This window comes from Tenuifilum sp. (assembly GCF_037481895.1).
Lineage (GTDB): Bacteria > Bacteroidota > Bacteroidia > Bacteroidales > Tenuifilaceae > Tenuifilum > Tenuifilum osseticum.
In genome coordinates, this window is the sequence record NZ_JBBFKU010000016.1 from 58890 (window position 1) to 66031 (window position 7142).

The 7142-nt window shown below is 39.7% G+C and carries 6 protein-coding genes; 2 read left to right on the forward strand and 4 right to left on the reverse strand.

Annotated features, from left to right (window positions below):
- Positions 1-3: 3 nt before the first annotated feature.
- The 3 genes from WHS63_RS06645 to WHS63_RS06655 all read right to left on the reverse strand — a co-directional run bounded on the left by WHS63_RS06645 (position 4) and on the right by WHS63_RS06655 (position 3745).
- Complete coding sequence (locus tag WHS63_RS06645; protein ID WP_445204432.1) at positions 4-1245, reverse strand: cation:proton antiporter; 1242 nt, start codon at positions 1243-1245, stop codon at positions 4-6.
- A gap of 107 nt (positions 1246-1352) precedes the next feature.
- Complete coding sequence (locus WHS63_RS06650) at positions 1353-1988, reverse strand: 7-carboxy-7-deazaguanine synthase QueE (RefSeq protein ID WP_445204433.1); 636 nt, start codon at positions 1986-1988, stop codon at positions 1353-1355.
- Between the two features lie 5 nt (positions 1989-1993).
- Positions 1994-3745 (reverse strand): bifunctional metallophosphatase/5'-nucleotidase, encoded by a 1752-nt coding sequence (locus WHS63_RS06655; protein WP_445204434.1) that lies wholly within the window; start codon positions 3743-3745, stop codon positions 1994-1996.
- Between the two features lie 153 nt (positions 3746-3898).
- Here WHS63_RS06655 and WHS63_RS06660 point away from each other — a divergent pair, with 153 nt between their 5' ends.
- Together WHS63_RS06660 and WHS63_RS06665 are read left to right on the forward strand one after the other, a co-directional pair.
- Complete coding sequence (locus WHS63_RS06660; RefSeq protein WP_445204435.1) at positions 3899-4129, forward strand: GDCCVxC domain-containing (seleno)protein; 231 nt, start codon at positions 3899-3901, stop codon at positions 4127-4129.
- 345 nt (positions 4130-4474) lie between these two features.
- Entirely contained in the window at positions 4475-6685 is a 2211-nt protein-coding gene (locus tag WHS63_RS06665) for a hypothetical protein (RefSeq protein ID WP_445204436.1), read from the forward strand.
- Positions 6686-6740: 55 nt separating this feature from the next.
- On the opposite strand, the gene WHS63_RS06670 is transcribed toward WHS63_RS06665, so the two are convergent.
- On the reverse strand, positions 6741-7142 hold a 402-nt coding region (locus WHS63_RS06670), incomplete at its 5' end, for a hypothetical protein (RefSeq protein ID WP_445204437.1).

The following is a 7142-nucleotide window of genomic DNA, read 5'->3' on the forward strand; positions in this document are numbered from 1 at the left end:
TACTTAACGTTTATTAAACCGAATCCTAAAAATCCAACCGTAAATAGCGTTCAATCTTTTATATCGACCTAAAAGAGGAATAAGCACGCTAGTAAATATGATTGTAATCAGGATGATAGAGTAAGTTAAGTCCTGGATGACCTGTCCTCCCGGTATCCCTTTCTGCAACGGTATTCCCGCCAGTACAGCAGCGGCTAACCCTTTAGGTATCATTACCGACATGGTAACCTTATCAGCAACCTGAATTCCATTATGGGCTGTAAGCTTTACCACCGGAATTCTGATTATGTAAAGCGATAATGCAACCAGCAAACCTAGCCCCAGAATCATCAGATCATCGAACCGAATTGAAATGCCTATATATACGAAAAAGAAGGTTTTAAGCAGAAAAACAATCTCCGAGAAGAAGACCTTTTCGGTTTCGTTCAGCGAAACAGGATTTTGGGGCAAATACTTGTTTAGAAATGTGCCCCTAAGCTGCTCAGTATTAACAAGCGTTATTCCAAAAACTAGCGATGAAATGGCTCCGCTATACCCTAAGGTCTCGGCTATTCCGTAAACAATAAAAACGAATGCCGGTGTTGTAAAAATGGAGTTTTTGATTGAACGCATCCTGTTTAGCAAAACAGCCCAAACCACTGCTGAAGCAAATCCAACAAACGATGCAAGAACAAAAGATGAAATTATCTTGCCAGCTATTAATCCTGGCTGAACTTCGCCTCCAACAATACCCTCAATAAAAGCCAGTGCAAACACAATGCAAAGCACATCGCTGAGTGCCGACTCCAATACCAGATAGGTTCTGGATATCTCCTGCATCGATATCTGCCTTACCATGGGAATAACCACTGCCGAAGAGGTTCCACCCAGAGTTGCACCAAGTGTTAGCGATTCTAACACTGAAAGATGAAACAGCGTGTATGATAGAACTGATACAGCAATGGTTGTTACAACAAAGTTGATTGCCGTAAGCGACAGTGCCCCTCCCAGCGATTTCCTGAGCTCGTTTATGTTCAAACCTATCCCACCCTCAAAAAGTATGATTACCAGCGTTAACGATGTGAACATGGGCCCGGCAATTCCAAAATCATCGGGTTTTACCAATTTTAGGATAGGGCCAAACAGAATACCCACAAGCATCAGAAGTAGCACATCGGGAATCCCTTTCCGGTCGAAAATCCCCGAAAACCAGTGAGCTAAAAAGATTATTGCTCCAATGGAAAGGATGGTGAATGAAACGTTCATTTTGACTTTTTAGTCAAAAATACAAATTTTCCCAGTATGGTAAAATTTAGTATGCTCCAGGGATGTTAAAAGATTCAGAAGAGCATTTAGTTTTTAGTTATTTCAGGCTAAGGTATCCTCATAAACTTATGCGCCTGAAGCGATACTCGCCACTTGGGATGGAGCATAATGTATTCAACAATGGCCGGAATAATTTGATTGTAAACGCTCCACTCAGGCTGAAGAAATAGCTGACAGGTAGCTTTAACCTTGGCGGCATTCTCCTCAGCCCATTCAAAGTCGGCAGGAGTGGATACTATCACTTTTAGCTCATCGGCCATCATGTGAATGCCCTCAGTGGGTGGCTGCTGCCTTTTAGGCGATAGACAAATCCAATCCCATTGGCCGGTAAGGGTATAGGCCCCGGAAGTTTCAATAAAGGTTTGAACACCCCGCTTCTTGAGTTCAGTGCATAGATAATCGAGCGGGTAAAGGGTTGGCTCACCTCCGGTAACCACAACCGCTTTTGCAGGAAAGTTTGCTGCCCGCTCAACTATTTCATCAACCCTCACGGGAGGGAAAACCTCCGGGTTCCACGACAGCTTGGAATCGCACCAGGAGCAACCCACATCGCACCCACCAATGCGAATGAAGTATGCAGCCCTACCAGTCTGATAGCCCTCACCCTGTAGGGTATAAAACTCCTCCACCAGCGGGAGCATCCGGCCATCGTCAAACTGTTTAACGGTATCGTAAAAGTTCATGGGAATTAGTCGTTTAGCCTGTTACTGAATAGAATTTTCTTGTCGCGCTCCATGGCTGCCTTTACCCAGGGTTCAGGAACAATAGTCCAGTAGTTATGGCACTGCGGGCTAATTTCGCCTTGACCCTCAATATACTTCATCATGTAAAGCCTTAAATCCTTGTCGGTTGATTTCACAACACGTTGTTGAAGCTGATTGTGAGGTATGCCAGCGCCCTCAGTTAAATGGCCACCTCCACCATTCCCTCGGTACGAGTTTATGGCCACCCGATAGGTTTTATTCTCATCAAAGGGCAAGCCATTGGCCATTCCAGTAATGGTAACCCTATCACCAGCAGGCTTACTAACGTCGATGGTGTAGTAGATACCCGCAGCAGAATCGAAGTTGTAGTAGTTGGCATATAGACGTTTCCTGCCATTCTCTTCCTTGAATCGTAACAAATTGTCATCAACCCCTGTCATGGTGTTAAACCAAAGCGATGCCGAGTGTTCCAGGAATCCATCAATCTCCTTACCGGTTAGCTCCATGGTGTAAAGGAAATTCTCAAAACGGTACAGCTTAAACATATCGCTAACGGTAATGGTACCCGAGTCCACTTTTGAAATGAATGAGAGTGGAGCTGCAAACGATATATCGGCACCGGAAATGTTGAGCTGAACATCGTGAATCAAGTCCATGAATGCGGTTGGCCCAAAATAGGCATTTGCGCTCGATATTGTCTCTGTAATTGTTCCAATGGGCCTGCTCACAAAGTCGTTCACCCGCTGGTAAAAATCTGAGAACTGGTTCATAAAATCAGGGTCGGGTTCATAGTTTTTCATCTCAACCAACCTACCAGTAACGGATTTTGACTCAACCCTACCCCGCTTATTCAGGTTCAGGGTAATGGTAGCCTCAGAGAGTAAGCGTGCCGAGGCGCCGGGGTCAAGTATAAGTACTGAATCGCCATTAGTGTTAACAACCTTACGGGCAACCCGGTCGTGGTCGTGCCCAATGAGCACCATGTCAAATCCGGGTACCTTCTGCGCAACCAGTTGCGATGAGTTCTCGTTGTGGCTCTCGGCTGCATCGGCTCCACCATACGAAGTGTCGTGCCCGGAATGGAACAAGCCAATGATTACCTGTGGCTTCTCCTTTTTCTGAATGTATTTCACCCAATACCTGGCCGACTCAACCATATCGTTGAACTGCATGTTGGGCCAAAGAATTTTTGGGAGCCACTTGGGAATGCCCGGCGTTATGAGGCCAAGAACTGCAATCCTAATACCATCGCATTCCAACACCACGTATGGCTTAAAGGCGGGCTTACCGGTGGTTGTGCTAACCGCATTGGCCGCCAGCCAAGGGAAATTCGATTCCCGTTCCACCTTCCGGTAAACCCCAGGGCCAGTCTCAATATCGTGATTTCCAACCGTTGCGGCATCGTAACCCATGTAGTTCAACATCTGCGAAACAATATTCGGATTTGTACTATCGATAAAGTTGGAGTAGTAAACAGTGGGTTGCCCCTGAAGAATATCGCCATTATCGAGCAGAATTACCTGCTGGTTGGGTTTGCTGCGCTCCTGCTTCACGTATGTGTAAACACGTGCCAAGCTACCATCGGTTGGAGCATTTCTAATAAAATCGTATGGGAAAAGAGCACCATGCACATCGCTGGTTTGAAGCACTTTGATTGTTACCTGCCGCTGTGCGAAAGCCGTAAATGCTGCAACAAGCAGTAAAATACTAATAAATAAACGGTTAAGCCACCTCATGCTATTAAATTTTAATTTTCAAAGATAGCCCTAACGGTTAAGGTTTGCAACTGTGGGTAAAAGCAATTATGTATTGGTATCTAACCAAACCTATAAATATTGAACAAAATTGAGAACATTACGTTCAAAAAATAACCATAATTCTATGTTAGTATGAATATAATCCTGCAGTCAACCGTCACATGTCCGCATTGTGGATTTAGCAAGGTTGAAACCATGCCCACCGACACCTGCCAGTACTTTTACGAATGCACTAAATGCGGACATTTGCTAAAACCAAAGCCCGGCGACTGCTGCGTATTCTGCTCATACGGCAGCGTAAAATGCCCACCCATACAGGAACAGGATAGTAAAGGGCAAAAGGGTTGCAGCTGTTGCGGGTAATGGAAATATAGTATGCAGTGTACAGGGGAGATTGTGTTTGGTGTTTGGTGTTTGGTGTTTGGTGTTTAGTGTTTGGTTAATATAAGCTGTGTAAATCTACAAAATCAGCGTAATCTGCGTTCAATGAAACTCACTATCAATCAAAAAAGAACAACTTCAAGTGTTAGGGAAAATGGTCTGAAGAAATTTAAAAACTCGTTTGATGATTTGTGAAAATATTTTACTTTTGTTTAGATAAACCTTACAAAAAGTACGGTTATACACCCAAAATAGATGTATATAATTACTTTTGGTACGGTTGTAAACGAGTTATGCCTAACCTAAAAACCGACAACAATTACAATTATGCAAGTAGACAAAGAAGCCTTTGAATATGCAATCGCAAAAATTGATGACGGGAATATTTTTGAACTTTTCGGAAATGACTTTTTATCAGCAGTTCTAGGATATTCTTTTATTCCTGTTGGTCGAACAAAGGATAAAGGCGTTGACGGATTTCAGCATATATATTCAAGAAACGATAGTCAAAAACACATTTTTCAGCTATCAACTGAATTAGACCACGTTGGTAAAATTTATAATACAATTAAAAAACTTCAAGAAAATGAAATTGAGTTTGACAGACTCGTTTATGTAACAAATAGAAAAATAAATAATGCTGAAAGTTTAGTAGATGAAGTTTTTGATAAAACAAAAATCCCTCTAACCATTTATGACATAAGATGGTTTTCCGCAAATTGTAACCTAAGTGAACAAACTATTAAAGCCTATCAAGTTTTCGTAAGTACATATCTACACGAATATTCAAAGCCTGGAAAATACTATACAGTTTCAGATTTAGATTCTGATTCGAGGCTTTTTGTATTTCTAGGTCAACAATTTGACAGCAACAGAGATGATTTAAAACTTGACGACCTACTAGCGGACACACTTATTCTATATGCGTTGGAAGGTACTGACCCTGACAAGCACAATTTGAAGTCAGAAGCACAAATTAAAGAATCAATCAAAAAGTATTTAAAATTTGACCCACAACTTCTAGACAGCAAAATATCAGAAAGACTTGTTGCACTGAGTACAAAACCAAGAAAAATTAAATTCCACACCAAGGAACAAGGCTATTGCTTGCCGTATGAAACAAGATTAGAAATTGGTGAGAGAAATTTAAAAGACGAAGCTCTTTTCAGTGCTTTTTATGAGCAAACACAAGAAACAATCAAAAAATACTTTTCTGATATTGATGTAAAGGTTAAAGATGTTGAGACGCTTATAACTAAGGTTTTTAATAATATATTTTTAAGACAAGGACTAGAGTTCTCAAACTTCGTTTTAAAAGGAGATAGTCATTCAGTTATTGAGCAAAACTTAAATGATGTAATTAGTCTTGCTGTTGATGAAAGCAATGTCGTTTTAAGAAACAAGGAGAAAGTAAAAACTGCACTTCACCTTGCAATACGAGACATAGTATATAATGGCACAGTTGAACAAAGAAGATTTTTAAAAAGTCTCTCAAACACCTACTTAATGATGTTCCTCCTCCAATGGGAACCCAAACTATCAACATATTTTCAAACGCTTGCCTCACATTTAAATGTATTTGTAGACAATTCAATTATTATTCCGGCTTTATCTGAATACTATTTAGAAGAAGGCAATAGAAGGCACTGGAATTTACTGATAGGTGCAAAAAAAGCGGGTATTTCAATGTTTATCAATGAAACACTCTTAAATGAGTTAGTTTCACATTTAAGAATGGTAAAGAACAAGTATTATAATATGTTCTTCCATATGGAAGAATTTTATCTTAATGACGAATTCGAATTACTTTTTATTGACGAAATTTTAATTAGGGCATATTTCTACGCTAAGAAAAAAGGACAAATAAAAGACTTTGACAAGTTCATAGACACATTTGTTGATTCACAACTTCGGACAGCCAAAGAAGAACTAGTTGTTTATTTAAAAGAAATCTTTGGAATTACATTTATATCAAATGAAATGTGGGATATAAAAGTGAATGAAGATGAAAAAGCTAAATTAACAGAAGTATTAAGCCATAAAAAAGACAACGATATAAAAGCTGAGAATGATGCTGAAATGATATTGGCTATTTACTACTTAAGAAACAAAAATGGAGAATCCTCTGACAGCGGAATTTTTGGCTATAAGACTTGGTGGCTCTCAAAAGACACAGCAACATACAAAGCTGTCCTTCAAAGTTTCGGACCTGACAAATATCCAGTAAGTTGCTACATACGTCCTGATTTTATATATAATTACATTGCATTAAAGCCAACAACCGAAGAAGTAAATAATGCATATAATGAAATTTTCCCAACAATGTTGGGAGTTAACCTTAGCTATCATATGCCTAAGGAAGTTTCACAAGCTGTTCAAGAAAAAATTAGAGAATATCATTCAAAGCCAGCGATAAGAGTTAAACAGACATTAAAAACATTATCAGACCGACTGAAATCGGACCCAACACTAAAAAACAGAAATTCAGTTGAACACTTTTTGGACACTGAATTAAGTAAGTTACAAGATGGTGAATAGAAAGTCGAGTAGGCTTGGGGGTGTGATTCCCCCTTGCCTACTCGACTCATTTTTGTCATTTTAGTTTATTTACTTCTTTGCTAAACTCCTTTAAAATAGGGTATATCTGTTCAAGTTGAGCTTTTGTAGCTGATGGGGCTTGATATGTTTTAGTTGCGTCAATATATGTATGGGCTGCATCATCTCTTAATTTCTTTAAATTTTTAAGGATGGCATCAAGAATGTCAATTTGTCCACTCTTATTTAATTTGGTCTCAAGTTTTTCAGTATTATGAAGCCCGACTGTTTGACTCAGCATTCTCCTAAAGTTCTTTTTATAGTCAAAACCATAATTATTCATTTTTAAAGATTTGAAGCTTTCTTTGAATGGTTGAGTTTTAAGATGCTTATTTGCAAAACGTTCAACAATGTTGTCCATAGTTAACTCAATCCATCCACATAATTCAATTATTGCAAG

Excerpts from the sequence above, each read along its gene's own strand:
- WHS63_RS06660 (WP_445204435.1), top strand. The coding sequence starts at position 3,899 with ATGAATATAATCCTGCAGTCAACCGTCACATGTCCGCATTGTGGATTT.
- WHS63_RS06665 (WP_445204436.1), top strand. The coding sequence starts at position 4,475 with ATGCAAGTAGACAAAGAAGCCTTTGAATATGCAATCGCAAAAATTGAT.
- WHS63_RS06645 (WP_445204432.1), bottom strand. The coding sequence starts at position 1,245 with ATGAACGTTTCATTCACCATCCTTTCCATTGGAGCAATAATCTTTTTA.
- WHS63_RS06655 (WP_445204434.1), bottom strand. The coding sequence starts at position 3,745 with ATGAGGTGGCTTAACCGTTTATTTATTAGTATTTTACTGCTTGTTGCA.
- WHS63_RS06650 (WP_445204433.1), bottom strand. The coding sequence starts at position 1,988 with ATGAACTTTTACGATACCGTTAAACAGTTTGACGATGGCCGGATGCTC.